Genomic DNA, 18,020 nt, shown 5'->3' on the forward strand with positions numbered 1-18,020 from the left:
TCCTTAGCGGACAATGGAAACTTTGCGGCTGGCGCGTAGCTGCCCGGCCGCCTCCACCGTGCCCACGTAGAGGCCAGGCGGCAGGTGTTGCACCGACACGCGCACCTCGCCCGTGTCGATGTGTGGCAGCGGCTGCGTGAGCACCACCCGGCCCAGCGCGTCGCGCAGTTTCAGCGCGGCGGGGGCCGTGCCCGGCGCCGGGGCGTGGCGCACGGTCAGGGTTTCGCTGGCCGGGTTGGGGTACAGTTCCAAGCTGGCGCCGGCGGCGCGGCCGGGGCGGGCGGCCAGGGGCTGGGCGGCGGGCACGACGTGGGAGTCCACCACGCGCGGCAGGCCCGGCACCCGCAGGTGGGCCAGGTAGACGCGCGAGGAGTTTAAATCGGCAAAACCAGCAGCCACAACTAACGTCGAATCCGACAGGGACTGCAAGCCCTGAGCCACGCCGAAGAAGCCATAACGCCCGGCGGCGTTGTAGGGCGTGAGCGCCTGCGATATGAAGGGGTAGCGCTGCAGCCAGGCTCCACTGGCCGAGAAGCGAAACAGCCAGAAGGGGAAGCCGCGCCCGCTCTGCCCGTTGCTGGCCACCACCACCAGCGAGCCGTCGGCCAGTTCCTGCGGCTGCGCAAAAGCGGTGGCCAGACGCTGGCGGTGGAGGTGGCTCCACACCAGGTTCAGGTTGCGGTCAAGCCGGGCCAAGAAAGGCCGGCCATAGCTGGTGTTGGCCGAATCGACTACTCCCACTAAGGCAAACCCGCCGTCTTGTAGTGGCAGCAGCGAGCCGGAGGCACTCGTTGGCCAAGTAAGTTGCTGCGGGTCGAGCAACACGCGCCGGGTAGTAAGCGAATCCCCCTGCTGATTGAATTCAGCAACGGCAGTTGCAGGGGCGCGAGCCGGGGTGAGGGCAGCGTACTTTAGTGTTGCCAGCAGGGTGCCGCTACGGGTGTATACCAAGTGGCCGTAATCGTAGCTGCCCGTGCGCGAGTACACGCGTCGCCATTGCACTTGTCCCAAGCTATCGAGTCGCAACAAGAAGGTATTACTCCCGCCCCGTCCGTTGGTTTGGCCCCCAATAATGAAAAACCCATTACCTGGGGCTTCAATTAGGCTGGTGGCGCCCTCCGACTCTGTTTGCGGGCGGATGGCGCGAAACCAACGCAAGGTGCCGTCGCGGTTGAATAGCTGCATCCCGAATCGCAGACTGTCCCTGTTGGTGAAGGTTCGGCCCCCAGTCAGTTGAACGGCCACCAGGACTTGTCCCCGGCGGTTGGCGCAGGCCAGGGACTTAGCCGAATAGGGATTGGCTACGCGCACCACCGCCGGCCCAGCCGGCAGGGTGTCGCAACCGGCCGCATTCAGGCGCTGCACCCGCGTGCGCAGCGGACGAGCAACCAGCGGAAGAAGGTTGTCGCTGACCAAGCGCAGGGTGTCCTGTCGCAGGCGTAGCAGCGTCACTGCCTGCACATAGCTCGGGGCGTTCGTGCGCAGTTCCCGCTCGCACAGCAGTTGCTGCGAAAAAACCTGGCTGGCGTGGCATAGGAACCACGCCAGCAAAAAGAGTCCGTGTCTCATTGTGGTCAAGCCCCTGCGCTTAGCGCGCGACGTTTACTTTGTGACTGGCGCGTACCTGCCCGGCCACTTCCACTGTGCCCGTGTAAAGGCCTGCTGGAAGGGTTAGTACGGAGAAACGCGCCTCGCCCGCGCTGGCCTCCCGCAGCGGCTGCGCAGCCACGCGCTGGCCCATCGCATTACGCAGCACCAATACTGCCGGAGGGCTGCCGGCCGGTATGAAATAGGCGAAAGAAACCGTTTCCGAGGCTGGGTTTGGGTAAACATCCCCCAATTGAACTTTGGTGGCTGCTGTGTTGCCAAACTGAGGCGACGACGGCCCCGCCGCAATTGAGCGCGCCTCAACTCCGGGCAAGGAACTGCCTCCGCAAGCATTCGTGCCGACTATTTGGGTGTTGTTCGCAACCGCAACGACCGTACCAGCAGAATTAGTAATTTGGTCGCTAGAAGGGCCGTCAAATTCTTCTTGCGGCGAATTGTAGCGATGGTAAGTGAAAGGCACTGCTCCGCTTGGTTGCACAACGTCGTACACAAATCGTTTTTTACGGTCCGCCATGCCGTCGAAGCGGTTGCCGTTGGGCTGACTGGCCGTGCCCAAGCTGGCCGGGAAAGGCGTGCCCGCCTTCACCCACACGCCCGCGCCGCCGGCCAGGGCGTTGCGGAACGTGTTGCAGCGCAGCGTCACCTGCGGGACGCCCTGGTAATAGTAGGCAGAGCCGGAGAAGATGAGACCGTCTACGTTGTTGTCGAACGTGTTGCCGACAACGTAGTGCGTCGAGCCGCTGCCGTAGTCGCTGGTTGCCATGGCCAGTCCCTCGCGGAGGTAGCTCAGGGCATTCCCGTCGTATATCCGGCAATTGCCGGCCAATGCCATGCCCACCTGCCGTACGGGGTTAGCGGCAGGGGTCCGGTTGGCGCCGATGACGGTATTGGCCGTAATTTCCGTTGCCCCGGTGGCGTTGATGCCCGTCGATACGGGGGCGTAGCCAGCTGGGAACTGCGCCAGCAACGCGGCTGGCCACACCGCGGGCACCACCACGGTATTGTGGTGAATGCTGCCGCCACTCGCGGCAGTAGCCAGAACCTCTATGGAGGCAAAGTAATTGTTGGTGAAGGTGCTGTTGGTGACGCGCAGCGCCCCTGCCTGCCCCAGCAGGCCTTGTTGCAGGCTTTGGAAGCCGTTTGCGTCGAACACGGCGTTGCGGTAGTCGCCGCCGTACACCCTCGTAGGAAAGTAATCAACAGATTCAAACTGGATGCCGACCCGTCCGTCCTGGAACACGCACTCGCGGGCGCCCTCGCCCGGCTTTGCCGTGCCCTTCGCCAGGTCGAAGAGCCCGGTGTCGTTGTTAATAAAATTGGTTTGCAACAAGTAATATTCGTTAGTATTGTCAACGGTGTAATCGGCCGTATAGCTGTGCACGCCGATGCTGGCGTCTCGGATGACGGAGCGGGTAGTAGACTTGCCGCCGAAGACCGCCTCGGTGTAAATCTTGCCGTTGCCCGTGAGCGTCACCCCGCCCCAGGGTACGGGGCAGTTGGCTCGCAGCGTGGCCCCGGACAGCCGCAGCGTGGCGTTTTGCACGTCAAGGGTGGTGGCGTTGTAGTACGGTTGGGCGCGCGCTTGCCCGCTGTTGCCATCCACGTAAAAAATCGTGTTTCTCAACAAAGAGAAGGTCCCGTTAACCACCTGCACGTCGCCGCGCAGGTGGTACACGCCGTCGAACGTCACGGTGCCGTTGTAGGGCGGTTGGCTGGCGTCGATGACGGTGGTGGTGCCATAGGTGCCCACCTCGGCCGGCGATAGCGTGTAGCCGTGCTTGGCCGCTACGTAGGTGGCGCTGGGCCGTTGGTAATAGGCCCGTTGAGGGCCGCATTCCGGGAAGGAGGCAGCAGGCACCGCCGGGCACAAGCCCGCCGGGGTGGTGGGCACGTAGGAGCCTCCACCGGGGCTGGGTGAAGCGGGCGTATACCCCAGCGGTTGAGCGCCCCAGGTTTTCACCACGCCAGTGCGCTCAATGCTGGCAAATTGGAAGTACTGCCCATACACCTGCACGTTCGGAGAAAAGACAGGTCCGAGTATGGGAACGGGAGCCGAAGCAGGCGAGACCACACCAAGTGCGCCGTAATAGTTGTCGCCCCACACGTAAGTATCGCCGCTGGGCCGCACGGCAATGGTGGCGCTGGTGCACATGGCCACGGCCACGGCGTCGGTGATAGTGCCAGTCCCTACTTGGGTAGGCGTATTCACATAGGCAGTGTTTCCAAGCCCCAACTGGCCTCCGCCGTTGCTGCCCCAATTGTAGACCGTGCCGTCCGCCAGCAGGGCCGCTGCCCGCACGTTGGTGGCATCTATCTGGCGCACGTTGTTGAGTTGTATCTGAGCAGGCGTAAACTCGCGATGGAGAGTGTTTGCTGGTAAGCCCAGGCCCAACTCCCCATAGATATCGGTTCCCCACGACCAAATGTGGCCGCTGGCGTCCAGGGCCAGCACAAACTGGTCGCCGCTGGCAATGGACCGGATATTGGCCAGTGTAGTAATTCGCTGGGGGTATATTCAACGGATGCTCCGCTGCTCCCCGTGCCCAGCGACCCGTCTCCGCGGCGGCCCCAACTCCACACCGTGCCGTCGGCGCATAAGGCGACGACGTGGTAAAAACCGCCTGCTACGGCTATTACATTGGATAAAGTTGGCACTTGCATGGCCGTGGTTGTCATTAAGGTTCCGCTTCCAACGCCCAGTTTTCCGTCGTCGTTGCTGCCCCAGGCCCACAACGTGCCGTCGGACAGGATGGCAAAGCTGCAGTTGGGAACAACTGCAACCTGCACGATGCCGGCCGGTAGCACCACCGGAACTGTGACCGGTGTTGTTGGGTAGGCGGCGTTGTTGCCCAGTTGCCCAGAGCTGTTGTCGCCCCACCCTTTAACAGTACCGTCCTGGCATAGAATCAATTTGTGCCCGCTGCTACTGCCGACAGGATTTAGCACTTCGCCAGGGTTTTGGGCTTGGGTCTGCGCAACGGCCGACGCGCCCGTCCCGGCCAGTAGCCCGAAAAACAAGGTCAGTACCCAATGCGCCAAGGTACGCTTCTCGCGTGACGCTGGGGGAGTGCGAGGAGTAAATGGTAATGTCATGCGGAGCGGTTTAGAAAAGTGAAAAAGCACCGCTATGTATAGAGGAAAAACGAGAATATTGATGACGAGTTAATTAAAAGAAAGTGTTGTGAGTCGCTGGTCCAAGGATTTCATGTGCTGCCTTGTGCCGGTCGGGCCGCCACAGAATCTTTTGCCTGACGCGGGTTGTTGTACTGGCTACATCCCTTTTGTTCACCTTGCCAGCCGCTCGCGAAGGCCGTACTTTTGTCGCATTATTCAACTTTCCCACCAAGTTCATGCAAACCGCCACTCACCCCAACATTTACCAGCTTACCGAAGAGCAGCTCGCCGTGCGCGACGCCGCCCGGGATTTTGCCCAGAGCGAGCTGTGGGCCGGCGTTATCGAGCGCGACGAGCACCAGAAATTCCCCGTTGAGCAGGTGAAGAAGATGGGCGAGCTCGGCTTCATGGGTATGATGGTGAGCCCCGAGTACGGCGGCAGCGGCCTCGACACCGTGAGCTACGTGCTGGCCATGGAAGAAATCAGCAAGGTGGACGCTTCGTGCTCCGTCATCATGTCGGTGAATAACTCGCTGGTGTGCTGGGGCCTGGAGAAATACGGCACCGAAGAGCAGAAGCACAAGTACCTGCCGCGCCTGTGCTCCGGCGAAATCATTGGCGCCTTCGCACTGTCGGAGCCCGAAGCCGGCTCCGACGCCACCAGCCAGCGCACCACCGCCGAGGACATGGGCGACTACTACCTGCTGAACGGCACCAAGAACTGGATTACTAACGGCACCACGGCCTCGGTCTACCTCGTTATTGCCCAAACCCACCCCGAGCTGAAGTCGCGCGGCATCAACGTGCTGATTGTGGACAAGGACATGCCCGGCTTCATCCAGGGCCCCAAGGAGAACAAACTGGGCATCCGCGGCTCCGACACGTGCTCGCTGATGTTCACCGACGTGAAAGTACCCAAGGAGAACCGCATTGGCGACGACGGCTTCGGCTTCAAGTTCGCCATGCAGGTGCTGGCCGGTGGCCGCATCGGCATTGCGGCGCAGGCGTTGGGCATTGCGTCGGGTTCGCTGGAACTGAGCCTGAAATACGCCAAAGAGCGCAAGGCTTTCGGCGTGGAAATCGCCAAGCACCAAGCCATCCAGTTCAAGCTGGCCGACATGGCCACCAACGTGGACGCCGCGCGTCTGCTGTGCCTCCAAGCCGCCGCTGATAAAGACAACGGTGCCGACTACGCCAAGTCCGGCGCGATGGCCAAACTCTTTGCTTCCAAAGTGGCCATGGACAGCGCCGTGGAGGCCGTACAGATTCACGGCGGCTACGGCTTCGTGAAAGAATACCACGTCGAACGCTTCATGCGCGACGCCAAGATTACCCAGATTTACGAGGGAACATCCGAAATTCAAAAAATTGTGATTTCGCGGGAAATCCTCAAATAAGCTGGAATTGCCTAAAATTCAGATTCATTGCACAAAACCCAGCCACCATTTGGCTGGGTTTTTAGTTTTTGTGAATTTCAAGGTGTTATATTGCATTGCGGTAGCCACCCAGGCGTTTACTCCGCTTCTCTCAAAGGCCACATCGGCAAGCTAGATTTATGGAAGATTACAATAAAGTTATTGAGTCGCTAGGGGTACGATACATCAAGGCAAAGAACTTGGTATTGCACCAGCCTTTCACCGTGCGCAATTCTTATGACGTCGGCAATAACCTCATCCTGTTGCACAAAGGACACCTAACCTTTGGCGAGGAAGAGTTAGTGGTCGAGGAGGGCGAAATGCTCTTCATCCCCGGCGGTCGTCCCACCCGGGTAGCATATGGTGAGGACCTGAAAAACCGCGTCATCACCAACGATGACCTCATCACCAACAAGGACAAGTTCTTCCACTCGAACGACAACCTCGACCTGATTGGCGAGGACGAGGAAAGCCACAGCTTCGTGAGCTTCGAAGCCAAGGTGTTCGACTCGGTGAACTTCTTCTCTTCGCTCGACGTGCCGGCTTTCTTGATTAAGAACCAGTCCAAGCTCGCCAACTTGGTGATTAAGGTGGTCGAGGAAAGCATTCAGGACTTGCCCGGCCGCGAGCGCCTCATCAACATCTACACCGAGAACATCGTGGTGGAAGTGGTGCGCTACGTGCTGCGCAACAACATGTTCGTGGAGCAGCTGGCCACCAACAGCACCTACTTCAAAGACCCGCGCCTCATCGACCTGTTCAACTACATCAAGGAGAACCTGGGCGGCGACCTGTCGAACAAGGTACTCAGCGGCGTGGCCAACGTGAGCGAAGACTACGTGGGCCAGTACTTCAAGATGCTGACCAACATCAACCCGCAGGACTACATCGAATACCAGCGCATGGAGCGCGCCGTGTTCTTGCTGCGCACCACCAAAAAGAGCATCCGCGACATCGGCAAAGAAGTGGGCTACAAAGACACCGCGTACTTCTGCCGCCGCTTCAAGATGATGTTCGGCATTCCGGCTGGTAAAATGCGCCGCCGTGAGTCGGCCATGAACATCTAATGCAACAGTTTTATACGCTATAAAAAAGCCCCGCTTCATCTAGAAGCGGGGCTTTTTGTTGCAACAGGAGTTGGCCTATTGCTTATTCAATGCTGCGAAAGTCGTCGCTTTTGCCAGCACTGCCAGCGCGGTAGCTGCTCTCGGAAGTGCGGCTGCCGTAGTCGCCGCTGCTCGCGCCGCTGTTAGCCGACGAACTGCCGAAGCCCGAACCGCTGTCGGTGCTGCGGTTGCTCGAAGAGCTGCCACCTACGCCCGAGCCCGAACCCGCGCCGTAGCTGCTGCCGCTGGCGTAGCTGCCGGAACCGCTGTTGCCATAGGCTGAGCCGCTGTCGGTGCGGCCGCTGCCGGAGCTTACGCGGCGGCTATTGGTGGCGTCAGGGGCTTGGTAGCCGTAGTTGCGGCGGCTGTAATTGCCGCTGCTCTTGCCGCCGTAGCCGTACTCCGATTTCGAGGATTTGCCTTCCGACTTGCCCTTACGAGTGGCGAGGTAGCCAATGCCAACGGCCAACAGGGCGCCGCCAACAATTTTCTGGGTTGTGGTGAGGTCACCCACGCGCGAAACGGCGCGGTTGCCCCAGTCTTTTACGCTTTGGGGCAGGGCATTCACGTTGCCGAGTACGCCCGAGTCTTCAATCCACTTTTTGCCGCTCTGCAGGGCCGTGTCGAGGAGGGTGCCGCCTTCTTGCTGTTGGCCTTCGCCTTGGCTGCTCTGGTTGTTTTGGTCGCTACCGCCAGCGCTGGCAGTGGCTTGGTCGGCGCCGGCAGTTGAGCCTTGGGCTCCTTGCGAGGCACGGGCCGAAGCGCCGCCTTTGCGGGCGCTGCCAGTAGCGCCGCCCTCTTGCGAGTTGCTGGCGCCGGTGCCAGAGTTGGCATCAGACGAGCCAGCATTTTGTACGCGAATGTCGTTGCCGGGCGTGGGCGAGCCGGGTTGATTCTCTTGATTATTCATGGGAAAGAAAGGATGTGTGGTGGTGGAAAGAACGCATTGCTTCGCTGGTAGGCGAAGGACACTTTTATTCGTAATCGGTTCGCAGATGTTGCATTACGGCTACTTTATTTTTTGTTCCACCCACAACTTTAGCTCAAGCATACAGGTATTTAAAGGCTCCTTCCACCTTTCCACACACTGTTATGCCCAAAGACCCCAACCTGTCCGTGGCCCTCGTCACGGGCGCAGCCGCCGGCCTTGGCCAAGAGCTGGCCCACCTGCTGGCCAAAGACCAGTACGAACTGATTCTGGTTGACCAGAACCCCGGCGGCCTCGCCGAATTTGCCGAGTACCTGCGGTCGGCGCACGGCACCACCGTCACGCTCATCACCCAGGACTTAGCCGAAATGGGCGCTGCCCAGGCCGTGTACCAAGCCGTGCAAGCCCAGGGCCGCCAAGTCGACATCCTGGTGAACGACGCCGGCTTTGGTGAGTACGGCATGTTCCTCGAGTCGAGCATCGAGCGCAATTCCGCAGTCATCCACACCAACATTCTGGCGCTGGTGGAACTGACCTACCTGTTTGGCCGCGACATGAAGAGCCGCGGCAAAGGCCGCATCCTGCAGCTCGGCTCGACGGCGGCTTACACGCCCTCGCCCCAAATGGCCGTGTATTCGGCCACGAAGTCCTTTGTGCTGAGCTTTTCGGAGGCATTGGCCAACGAGCTTAAAGATAGCGGCGTGACCGTGACAACGCTTTGCCCCGGCGCGACGGACACCGACTTCTTCGAGCGGGCGGGTGCCGAAAACACCAACGCTGCCAACGGCCCGCTTTCCGACCCCAAGGACGTGGCCAAGGACGGCTACGAAGCACTAATGAACGGCGAAATGCGTGTCATTTCCGGCATCACCAACAAGGTGCAAGCCATGTTGAGCAACCTGACGCCCGATAACCTCGTGGCCGCCGGCATGCGTAAGATGTTTGCCGAGAAGGAATAAGTCAGCCTTCTTTATAGATTCAAAAAGCCCTTCCGCCTGATGGCGGAAGGGCTTTTTTCATGCAGTAACACCCGCTATACTGGCGGCACCGTGGGCGGCTGGGAGTGGCGGGGCAACGGGCGCAATACGTGGTGAGGGTTGGCCAGCACCACGCGCCGGGCTTCTTCGCGGGCTTCCACTTCATACCGGTTGTGGTAGTAGCCCACCCGCGCCGACTCCACTAGGTATTTCCACAGGAAGGGGAGGAGGCCATGCTCCTTGTACTGGCGCAGGTGCACCTGCTCGTGCGCTACCCACTCGGCATCGGCTAAAAACTCTGCTCGCGAGGCGCCGCTCAGGTGTACCGTTTGGCCGACGACCATCGCAACACGCTGGCTGCCTAGCACTAGCCGCGCAATGCGCGCGAGGGGGGAACGGGTCCAAGTGCGGAGATTTTGCATATGGGCAGGATATATAAATATTTATGGCTGAGGAACTACGGTTGCTGTCGAGCTATGGTTGCAATGATTAACTGGACTTTATCGTAATTTATTTACAATTTATAAAGAACTTTTGGCCTATTCCAAGCAAAAGTGCAGACATTTCCAAAAGTTAGGACTAGCTTTACCCAAGTACCCTTTCAGAAGGCAATATAATTTACCCGGTACGACCTCATTTCCACCTCTTTTTCTCGGCTTAAAATAAGCCTTGCCTATCGCCTAAGAAATCTACTGCCCGGCGCTTCTCCCTGAGAATCCGGATTTTGCCCCAACCCCTAACGACGGACAATGAAACATAGCATTCTGTATTGCCTCGCCGCTGGTTCGCTAGCCCTCTCTTTCCTCTTCGAACGTGCCCCCGACGCTTCGGTTGCGGTCCGTGCCAGTGTGGCACCGGTCGCTGCCGAAGCGTCGCTGTTTCCGGCCCTGACGACGACGAACGAGCCCGCTTCCGACATGCTCCTGCGCACCAGCGCCCTGGTCAGTGCACCTGCCACGCCGCCCACCGCCGCCGAACTGGCTGCCGCCCGCGACTCGCTCACCTACAACTACTACGCACAGACCCTGGGCCTGCACCTCGCTCACAACGAGAACAAGGACCTGCTGCGCACGGTGACCGACTGGATTGGGACGCCCTACCGCTACGGCAACAACTCCCGCAAAGGCACCGACTGCTCGGGTTTCGTGACCCGCGTGTTCCGCGAGGTGTACGGCATCACGTTGCAGCGCTCGTCGCGCTCCATGTTCAGCACGACCAAGCACGTGGCCAAAGCCGAGATGAAAACCGGTGACTTGGTGTTCTTCCGTCGGGGCAAAGGGCCCATCTACCACGTCGGCATCTATTTGAAAGACGGCAAGTTCGCCCACTCCGCTACCAATGGCGGCGTGATGGTAAGCTCGTTGAAGCAGGACTACTACCGTCGTAACTTCTACGCTGCCGGCCGCGTGCGCGCCGCCGAAGAAGCCGAAGCAACAGACAACTAAGGTCCATCATTCCTGAATTAAGGCGAAGCGCCCGGCCCCCAACGGCCGGGCGTTTTTGCGTCCTGCTGCTTTGGCAGTGGGCCAAGGGGTAGTAAAAAATTCAAATGATTGAATTAAACTAGCGCTTGGTCCTGGTGTCTGATGTAAACAGCTGAATATTAGTGGGGGAATTGAGGTTTTTTCACTACATTCAAAGCTGTTTTCGGCATCATTTCGCGCTTGATTATGAATCGTAGACTTTTCCTCCAACGAAACGCGACCGTACTCAGCGCCCCAGTTGCAGCCGTGGCTAGCCCGCCGCAAGCGCCCCCGGCAACCGCTGCTACTCCTGCGCAAACCGACCCGCCGGAAACCGTCAGCCGCTACGCGAATAAGAAGCTGCCCACGGGCTTGGCCCGGACTACCAGCACGCTCGCGCCTTACACCGGCGCTTGGGGCTACGCTCAGGCCGCGCACTTGCTGCGGCGCTGCTTGTTTGGGCCCACGCGCGCTGAGATACTGGCAGCCGCGGGCTCTAACCTCACCGCGGTGCTTAATGGGCTGCTGACTGCGCCTGCGGCGCCGGCTCCACCGGTCAACGTATCGGCCACCGACACGAGCGTGGCCATTGGCCAAACCTGGACCGCCGAGGTGTTCAACCAGACGTTTGAGGGCGCCCGCCGAACCTCGTTGCGCGACTGGTGGCTGGGGCAGCAGCTAGGCCAAAGCGTCTCGCTGGTCGAGAAGATGACATTGTTTTGGCACAACCACTTCGCGATTGAGTTCGGGGACATCAACGACGCCCGCATGGGCTACGAGTACTGCCGGCTGCTGCGCCAGCACGCGCTGGGCAACTTCCGGCAGCTGACCAAGGACGTGACCGTGACGCCCGCCATGCTGCGCTACCTCAACGGCAACCAAAGCACCGCCGGCAACCCCAACGAGAACTACGGCCGCGAGCTGCTGGAGCTGTTCACGGTGGGCAAGGGGCCGCTCATTGGGCCCGGCAACTATACCACCTACACCGAGGCCGACGTGCAAGCCGCCGCCCGGGCCCTTACCGGCTGGCGCGACCAGGCCGCGCCGGTGGGCAGCTACTTCACCGCCAGCCGCCACGACAACACGACCAAGGTGTTCTCGGCGGCCTTCGGCAATGCCACCCTGGCCGGCAGCGGCGCCGCGGAGTACCAGAACCTCATCAACCTGCTTTTTCAGCAGGCCGAAACGGCGCGGTTTATCGTGCGCAAGCTCTACCGCTGGTTTGTGTACTATGTGATTGATGCGCAGGTCGAGGCCGACATCATTCAGCCCTTAGCAACACTCTTGATACAGAGCAACTTTGAGGTGGCGCTGGTACTGCGGACGCTCTTTGGCTCACAGCATTTCTTCGACGTGCTGAACGTGGGCTGCCTCATCAAGAGCCCATTCGATTTCACCGTGGGGCTGTGCCGGCAGATGCAGATGGTGTTTCCGCCCGCCAGCAGCGCGGTGGCGCAATACGGCATGTGGAACTACCTGAATTCCCAGACCACCGTGCAGCAACAGACCCTGGGCGACCCGCCCACCGTGGCCGGCTGGGGCGCCTACTACCAGACTCCGCAGTACCACGAGCTCTGGATAAACGCCGTGACCCTGCCGCGCCGCAACCAGGTAACGGACCTATTCATTGGCAACGGCTACTCGCGCAATGGCGCCCGCATTCAGATTGACGCGGTAGCGCTGGCGCAGTCGCTGCCCGCAGCCACGGCTTCGGACTGCAACCTACTCATCGCCGAGTTCGTGCAATTGATGGTGCCGTTTGCGCTGACGACCAACCAGCTGACGTTTCTAAAGGCGGCATTGCTGCCCGGCCTGCCCGACTTTGAATGGACCGTGGAGTGGCAGGAATACCTGGCCTCCCCTACCAGCACGGCCAAGAAAAACGCCGTGAACACCAAGCTGAAGGCCATGCTGCGCGCCCTGATGGGACTGGCCGAATACCATTTGAGTTAACCAAATGGCCCTCATTGTCATTGCGAGTGGAGCGCAGCGAAACGCGGCAACCGAAGGCCAGCGAAGCTAAGCCGTCCTTTTCTAGCGGCCAGCCCGATAATGTGATAAGCCTTTTGGAGGTGGCTCACGCTTTTTAATTCATCACAACTTAACGTGTCTGAGAGCTAGAGGAAGGATTGCTTCGCTCCGCTCGCAATGACAGTTCCTCTGCTCATGAAACGTCGCGAATTCCTTCAGACCACGGCTGCGGCCACGGCGGGCACGGCCCTGCTCAGCGGGCTGCCCATTGGCGCCTACGGCTACTCACCGGAGTTGGTGGCCCTCACCAACGCCACCACGCAGTCCGATAAAGTGTTGGTCATCATTCAGCTGCAAGGCGGCAATGACGGCTTGAACATGATAGTGCCGCTGGACCAGTACCCGGCCCTGATGGCGGCGCGGCCCAACCTGGCCCTGCCGCAGAATGCGGTGCTGCCGCTCACCACGGCCACGGGCATCCACCCGGCCATGGCGGCGCTGCGCAACCTCTACCAAAACGGTCAGATGGGCGTCGTGCAAAGCGTGGGGTATCCCAGCCCCAACTTCTCGCACTTTCGGGCCACCGATATCTGGACCTCGGGCTCGGATTCGAACGTGACCCTAACCACCGGCTGGGCCGGCCGCTACCTCGACGACGAGTACCCCGGCTTCCCCACGGGCTTCCCCAGCGCCCAAACCCCCGACCCGCTGGCCATCAGCATTGGTTCGGTGGTGAGCAACTGCGTGCAGGGCCCCACCGTGAACATGGGCATGGCCATTGCCAGCACCTCGTCGTTTTACCAGCTGCTGAGCGGGGGCGTCGACGCCGCGCCCAACACGCCGGCTGGCCACGAACTCACGTTCATTCGGCAGGTGGTGAGCCAAACCCAGGTGCACACCACGGCCATACAGGCCGCCGCCAGCCGTGCCCAGAACCTCTCGCCGCTGTACCCCGCCGCCGGCCAAAACTCGCTGGCTGACCAACTCAAGATTGTGGCCCAACTGGTGGCCGGGGGCTTGGAAACGCGCATTTACGTGTGCAACCTGGGCGGCTTCGACACGCACACCTTGCAAGTGCCAGCCACGGGCAGCACGGCTACGGGCACCCACGCCACGCTGCTGGGCAAGATTGCCGAGGCGGTGAACGCCTTCCAGGACGACCTGCGCCGGCTGGCCGTGCAAGACCGGGTGGTGGGCATGACGTTCTCCGAGTTTGGGCGGCGCATTCGGGCCAACGCCGGCTTCGGCACCGACCACGGCGCCGCGGCCCCGCTGCTGGTTTTCGGCACCAAGGTGAACCCCTTGGTGCACGGCGCCAACCCCACGCTGCCCGCCAACGCCGGGGTAAACGACAACGTGCCGATGCAGTACGACTTCCGCAGCGTGTACACCAGCATTTTGCAGGACTGGTTCCAGGTAGCGCCGGCCATGCTCACGCAGCTCTTTGGCCGCAGCTTCCCCTACGTGCCGGTGCTGCGGCCGGGCGCGCTGCTGGCCACCACCAAGGCCATGGAGGTGGCCGACTTCACGGTGTACCCCAACCCCGTACTGCGCGAGGGCACCGCCACCGTGGCCTACGACAGCGCCGGCGGCCACGTGCAACTGGTGCTGCTCGACACCCTGGGCCGCGAGGTGCGGCGCGTGGTAGACCGCCTGCTGCCCCGCGGCGCGCAACAGCTCCCACTCGACCTAAGTGGCTTGGCGGCAGGCGCCTACTACTGCCAGGTGCGCGAAGCCAAGCGCAGCGGTTCGCGAATACTGGTAATTGAGTGAGGTGACTACCTTTCAAGGTGTAACCGACAGTAAACGTGGCCGAATGGCTGGGCTGGCGGTCGGTTATTTCGCACGAAAGCAGGAAAAAAGGCAGCCCGGTCGCAAACTTTTGCGTACAGGTTTTCCGGGGCGCATGCCTCGTTTTCCTTTCACCTCCTCTTTACAATACCTTCTTTATGGAAGCGCAAATCGAACAGCAACTCGAAAAAATAATGCCCGAAGACCTCGCTCGTACTTTCGAGAGTGCTTACCACGTATTTCAGGGCCACCACGAACACATGGACGACCTGCTCAAGAACGGCGCGGCATTGCTACGCAAAGTTTCGCAGCGGTTCACGCCCACCCAAACCATCCTCGGCATCGCTGCCATCGCAGCCGTGGCCGTGGTGCTCATCAACCGCGCTACCGACGAGGGTAACGAAGGCGAAGCCCACGACGTGAGCAACCGCGCCGACAAGCCCAAGATTGGTGCTAAGAACCAAGACAAACAGGGCCAATAGTACTGCTTATAGCTTGTGCTAACAAAGAAGCGGCCTCCAAAGGGCCGCTTCTTTGTTAGCATAATCTGGCTGGTGCTCGCACCTGCGGCGTCAACGGGCCGCCGCTTCAAGCCTGTAACCAAAGCGGCGAGTGGCTTTGCAGCTCACGGAAACGGAGGGTTTATGGTTCCGTCGCTGCCTTTCTCGCCACGTTCTTGCGCTGGGGAGCGCGACGTTCCCAAGGAAAGAATGTTGTCTTCAATGTCTTCTGCCTTGTCATCTTCGTCCTCTTGGGCTAGCTCGTCGTCCGGGTCGGGATTGAGGGAGAATTTGGGTGGGATTTTGCGCATGGCTTCAAGAAAAAAATGCGAGAAAATGCAAGCAACCTATTAGCGAAAGGGCCCGGACCAAGTAGTTCGTAAAGGAGCGGTGACAGCGCCACAGGACGGCGCGCCAAATAAGCCGGGGCGAGCTCGGAACTCGCCGATGGTAGCAGCGGAAGCTCAGGCTAGCACGGATTCAAGCAGGCGAAGTCCTTTTGACTTGAACAATATAACGATTTTATAGTAAAAAAGCACAATGTTTTGCACTTCTTTACGTGCCCATGACCTACCCTCTGCGTAGCGAACCCCTACGTACTTAAGGCTATTGGTCAAGGCTTAGTAAGCGTCCATGACGTGGCAACCCGAGGATTCTGCTCATTCGGAGCCCGCAAAAACACCAGCTCGTCGAGTTTGCCCACGCGCCAGGTTTCCAGCATGTTATTGTAAAAAGGCGAGCCGGGGTTGCCGCTTTGGCCGCCGGGGTACACGCCGTAAGCGCGCACCTGCGGGCCCAGCGCCACCACCATGCGCCACGAAGGCCCATTGCGCTCCGAAGTGGCGTTCACGATGCCCGCACCGCCGCCGCAGTCCACGTCCATTTGCCCGAAGCCGGGAAGCTGAAGCAGGTGCAGCACGTCGGTGCTTTTCTGGTCGGCCCAGCGCCACTTGGGCGAGAGCGGCCCAAATTTGCGGGTGAGCGAGTCGGTGGCGAAGCGCAGGCTTTGCAGGGCCAGTTGCGGCAGGGTTTCGCGGGCGGGAGTGGTGCGGTCGTCCACCCATTGGGAGTTAGGCTCGCTCAGGAGCAAGGTGTTGGTGCGGTCGCGGGCGGGGTAGCGGTAGGCGGGGCCGTCGGGCGTAAATGGGAAGTCGTCTTCCCACAGCCGCTTCACCAGGTTGCCGTACCACAGGTTGAACACGCTGGGCCCGATGGCGTCGGCGGTGTATTGGTAGGGCCAGCGACGCAGCTCGGCCAGCACCTTGCCTTCGGCCGAGGTGGCGGCGGGCGGTGTAGCTCCCAGCGCCGGGTCGCTGACCAAGGCCAGCAGGCGAGGCAGCATGAGCTGGGCGTTCAGGTCCAGCACGTCGTTTTGGAGCACGCGCAGGCTATCGGGCGTGGCCTGCGTCATGGCCGCGAGGCGCTCGTTGATGCGGTGGCCGCGCTCGTAGCTGCCGTAGGTCCAGTTCAGGTAGTAGGGGTAGTCGGGGCCGGCCGAAAACTGGTTGGCCGAACTCACAAAGCCGCGCGGCGGGTTTTTCACGTGCGGGTTTTGGGGCTGCGGAATCCAGCCCTGCCAGTCGTAGGCCGGGTCGGTGCCGTCGAGGATGAACTTGCCCTGGTCGCGCCACTTCAGCGGGAAGCGGCCGTTGGGCCAAATGGCTACGTCCTTGTCGTTGTTGGCAAAGATAAAATTCTGGGCCGGCGAGCCGTAGCTGGTCAGGGCGGTGGTGTAGTCGGCGTAGGTGCGGGCCCGGTTCAGCCCGTAAAACGTGAGCACTTCGTTGGCGCCGTCGTGGGCGGTCCAGCGCAGGGCGTGGGCAATGGGCGTCTGGTTGAGGAAGGGCCGCTCGGCCTTGTCGTACACCACCGGGCCGTGGTGGGTGTAGAGCACCGTGTCGAGGCGGTCGGGCTGCCCGCGCACTTTGATGTGCTCCACCACGCGGCGCACGGGTTTCCAGCGCCCGTCGTGCCAGTATTCGCGTCGCGCATCGTCTTTGAATTTCAATTGGTAGAAATCGAGCACGTCGGCGGCTACGTTGGTCACGCCCCAAGCCACGCTTTCATTAAAACCGATGATGACGGTGGGCGAGCCGGGAATGGTGACGCCGTACACGTTCACGCCCGGCGCGCTCAGCTGAATCTGGTACCAGATGCTGGGCAGGTTGAGCTGCAAGTGGGGGTCATTGGCCAGCAGCGGGTAGCCCGAGGCCGACTTGCTGCTGCTCACCGCGAAGTTGTTGGAGCCCAATTCGGCGTCGGGCTCGGTGCGCAGCTGCTGAGCGGCGTAGGCCGCCGTGAACGACGGCGGCGTGGGCGGCGCGGGCACGGGCTTGAAGTCGAGCGGCGTGCCCACCGGCACGATGGGGTCTTCGCGGGTGGGGTAGTCCGGAAACAGGTCCTTGGTCACGGCCGGGCCGTACTTGCGCAGGATGTTGCTCATGCGCAGGTCGTCGGTGCGCCCGCTCAGGTCCCAGGCCATGAACTTAAGGAGCAGCGCGCATTTCAGCGGCTGCCAAGGCTCGGGGCGGTAGTCGAGCAGCTTGTACTCGAAGGGCAGCGTGGCGGGCGTGAGCTGGTTGATGTAGGCGTTCACCCCCGCCGAATATGACTCCAGCACGGTGCGCGTGGTGGGGTTGGCCATCATCACCTTCAACGAGTTGGCGGCGCCGAAAGGCAGGCCCATGCGGCGGAAAAACCGGTCGGTTTCGAGCCGCGCCGGGCCCACTATTTCGGCCAAGCGCCCAGCCGCCACGTGGGTTTGAAACTCCATTTGCCACAGCCGGTCGCGGGCCGTGAGGTAGCCTTGGGCGAAGTACAAGTCGTGGTCGTTTTGGGCGAAGACGTGCGGCACCCGACGGTCATCGTAGCGCACGGTCACGGGCTCGCGCAGGCCAGCCAGCCCCAGGGTTTGTTGGGCCGGGAAGTCGCCGGCCTTCTCGCCGTTGCGCCAAAAGCCGCGGTAGGGGCTCAGCAGCTTGCCAAGCGGCGGGATGTCCCCGTGCTTCGTGTTCAGCGTCCAAACCAGGGTGAGGCTGACGGCCAGCGCCAGCAGGGCTTTAATCCAAGATGTCATAGGGCCACGGCTCGGGCCAGCCAGCCCGAATGCCTAAATGTAGTCGGCGCCCGCCTTTCTGCCCAGGGGTT

The 18,020-nt window shown here is 61.1% G+C and carries 13 protein-coding genes and 1 pseudogene; 7 read left to right on the forward strand and 7 right to left on the reverse strand.

Features of this window, described 5'->3' with window-relative positions:
* Nucleotides 1–3: 3 nt before the first annotated feature.
* The 3 genes and pseudogenes from VF629_RS22960 to VF629_RS25855 all read right to left on the reverse strand — a co-directional run.
* Nucleotides 4–1,569: a T9SS type A sorting domain-containing protein gene (locus VF629_RS22960; protein WP_331060845.1), complete on the reverse strand. Its 1,566-nt coding sequence runs from the start codon at nt 1,567–1,569 to the stop codon at nt 4–6.
* A gap of 19 nt (nt 1,570–1,588) precedes the next feature.
* The gene (locus VF629_RS22965; RefSeq protein ID WP_331060893.1) at nt 1,589–4,123 is read right to left on the reverse strand and encodes a hypothetical protein; all 2,535 of its coding nucleotides are present in this window, start codon (nt 4,121–4,123) and stop codon (nt 1,589–1,591) included.
* A gap of 56 nt (nt 4,124–4,179) precedes the next feature.
* A pseudogene (locus tag VF629_RS25855) lies at nt 4,180–4,701 on the reverse strand (RCC1 domain-containing protein); the annotation flags it as partial.
* 257 nt (nt 4,702–4,958) lie between these two features.
* Here VF629_RS25855 and VF629_RS22970 point away from each other — a divergent pair.
* Together VF629_RS22970 and VF629_RS22975 are read left to right on the forward strand one after the other, a co-directional pair.
* Nucleotides 4,959–6,119: an acyl-CoA dehydrogenase gene (locus tag VF629_RS22970; RefSeq protein ID WP_331060846.1), complete on the forward strand. Its 1,161-nt coding sequence runs from the start codon at nt 4,959–4,961 to the stop codon at nt 6,117–6,119.
* Nucleotides 6,120–6,277: 158 nt separating this feature from the next.
* A complete protein-coding gene (locus VF629_RS22975; protein WP_331060847.1) occupies nt 6,278–7,204 on the forward strand; it encodes an AraC family transcriptional regulator in 927 nt (308 codons plus the stop codon).
* 82 nt (nt 7,205–7,286) lie between these two features.
* On the opposite strand, the gene VF629_RS22980 is transcribed toward VF629_RS22975, so the two are convergent.
* Nucleotides 7,287–8,153 carry a hypothetical protein gene (locus VF629_RS22980; protein WP_331060848.1) on the reverse strand — a complete coding sequence of 289 codons (867 nt, stop codon included), beginning with the start codon at nt 8,151–8,153 and terminating at the stop codon, nt 7,287–7,289.
* Between the two features lie 182 nt (nt 8,154–8,335).
* On the opposite strand from VF629_RS22980, the gene VF629_RS22985 reads away from it, so the two are divergent.
* Entirely contained in the window at nt 8,336–9,130 is a 795-nt protein-coding gene (locus tag VF629_RS22985) for an SDR family oxidoreductase (RefSeq protein WP_331060849.1), read from the forward strand.
* 74 nt (nt 9,131–9,204) lie between these two features.
* On the opposite strand, the gene VF629_RS22990 is transcribed toward VF629_RS22985, so the two are convergent.
* The gene (locus tag VF629_RS22990; RefSeq protein ID WP_331060850.1) at nt 9,205–9,570 is read right to left on the reverse strand and encodes a hypothetical protein; all 366 of its coding nucleotides are present in this window, start codon (nt 9,568–9,570) and stop codon (nt 9,205–9,207) included.
* A 327-nt stretch (nt 9,571–9,897) separates the two neighbouring features.
* On the opposite strand from VF629_RS22990, the gene VF629_RS22995 reads away from it, so the two are divergent.
* The 4 genes from VF629_RS22995 (at nt 9,898) to VF629_RS23010 (ending at nt 14,855) form a co-directional block, all read left to right on the forward strand.
* On the forward strand, nt 9,898–10,593 hold the full coding sequence (locus VF629_RS22995) for a C40 family peptidase (protein WP_331060851.1): 696 nt from the start codon (nt 9,898–9,900) through the stop codon (nt 10,591–10,593).
* A gap of 225 nt (nt 10,594–10,818) precedes the next feature.
* A complete protein-coding gene (locus tag VF629_RS23000; RefSeq protein ID WP_331060852.1) occupies nt 10,819–12,564 on the forward strand; it encodes a DUF1800 domain-containing protein in 1,746 nt (581 codons plus the stop codon).
* Nucleotides 12,565–12,777: 213 nt separating this feature from the next.
* A complete protein-coding gene (locus VF629_RS23005; RefSeq protein ID WP_331060853.1) occupies nt 12,778–14,355 on the forward strand; it encodes a DUF1501 domain-containing protein in 1,578 nt (525 codons plus the stop codon).
* Between the two features lie 176 nt (nt 14,356–14,531).
* Nucleotides 14,532–14,855 carry a hypothetical protein gene (locus VF629_RS23010; RefSeq protein WP_331060854.1) on the forward strand — a complete coding sequence of 108 codons (324 nt, stop codon included), beginning with the start codon at nt 14,532–14,534 and terminating at the stop codon, nt 14,853–14,855.
* A gap of 143 nt (nt 14,856–14,998) precedes the next feature.
* On the opposite strand, the gene VF629_RS23015 is transcribed toward VF629_RS23010, so the two are convergent.
* Nucleotides 14,999–15,184 (reverse strand): hypothetical protein, encoded by a 186-nt coding sequence (locus VF629_RS23015; RefSeq protein ID WP_331060855.1) that lies wholly within the window; start codon nt 15,182–15,184, stop codon nt 14,999–15,001.
* Between the two features lie 302 nt (nt 15,185–15,486).
* Nucleotides 15,487–17,949 (reverse strand): penicillin acylase family protein, encoded by a 2,463-nt coding sequence (locus tag VF629_RS23020; protein ID WP_331060856.1) that lies wholly within the window; start codon nt 17,947–17,949, stop codon nt 15,487–15,489.
* Nucleotides 17,950–18,020: the final 71 nt, after the last annotated feature.

Source organism: Hymenobacter sp. (assembly GCF_036388155.1).
Lineage (GTDB): Bacteria > Bacteroidota > Bacteroidia > Cytophagales > Hymenobacteraceae > Hymenobacter.